Source organism: Arthrobacter sp. 08Y14, from assembly GCF_002929455.1.
Taxonomy (GTDB): domain Bacteria; phylum Actinomycetota; class Actinomycetes; order Actinomycetales; family Micrococcaceae; genus Arthrobacter_B; species Arthrobacter_B sunyaminii.
In genome coordinates, this window is the sequence record NZ_PJIX01000020.1 from 1 (window position 1) to 823 (window position 823).

Here is an 823-nt window from a genome sequence, read left to right on the forward strand (position 1 = left end):
GATCTCTTTCGCATGTATGAGCGCTTTGCCTCGACCAAGGGCTGGAAGGTGGAGGTGCTTTCCGCCAGCGAGGGCGAAGCCGGCGGTTACAAGGAAATCATCGCGACGATCAGCGGTCGGGGCGTGTTCTCCAAGCTGAAATTCGAATCCGGCGTTCACCGCGTTCAGCGCGTGCCGGAAACGGAGGCGAGCGGGCGCATTCATACGTCTGCGGCAACTGTTGCCGTTCTGCCAGAAGCCGAAGACATCGACATCGAGATCAAGCCCGAGGACATCCGGATCGATACGATGCGCGCGTCGGGTGCCGGTGGCCAGCACGTCAACACCACGGACTCGGCCGTGCGTATCACGCACTTGCCGACGGGGCTGATCGTGACGTCTTCTGAGAAGTCGCAGCACCAGAACCGCGCCAAGGCGATGCAGGTCCTGCGTTCCAGGCTCTACGACATCGAGCGGCAGAAGCTGGACAGCGAACGGTCGGCGAACCGCAAGAGCCAGGTCGGCTCGGGCGACCGATCGGAACGCATCCGCACCTATAACTTCCCGCAGGGGCGGGTGACCGATCACCGGATCAACCTGACGCTCTACAAGCTTGACCGCATGATCGAAGGCGATCTCGACGAAATGCTGGATGCGCTGATTTCCGACTATCAGGCCGGGCAGCTCGCGCAACTCGGCGAAAATCAGTGAGTGGCGCGGCGCCATCCGCAAGGTTGCTAATGGCCGAGGCACGGCGGCGCTTCGAGGCCGCCGGGCTTGCCGACCCGGCAACCGATGCACGGGTGCTGATCAGCGGTCTGTTGGATCTGAGCCCGACGGCTCT

Annotated in this window: 1 protein-coding gene; it reads left to right on the forward strand. The window is 62.8% G+C overall.

Features of this window, described 5'->3' with window-relative positions; genetic code table 11:
* On the forward strand, positions 1 to 690 hold a 690-nt coding region (locus tag CXR03_RS18845; protein ID WP_104105049.1), incomplete at its 5' end, for a peptide chain release factor 1.
* Positions 691 to 823: the final 133 nt, after the last annotated feature.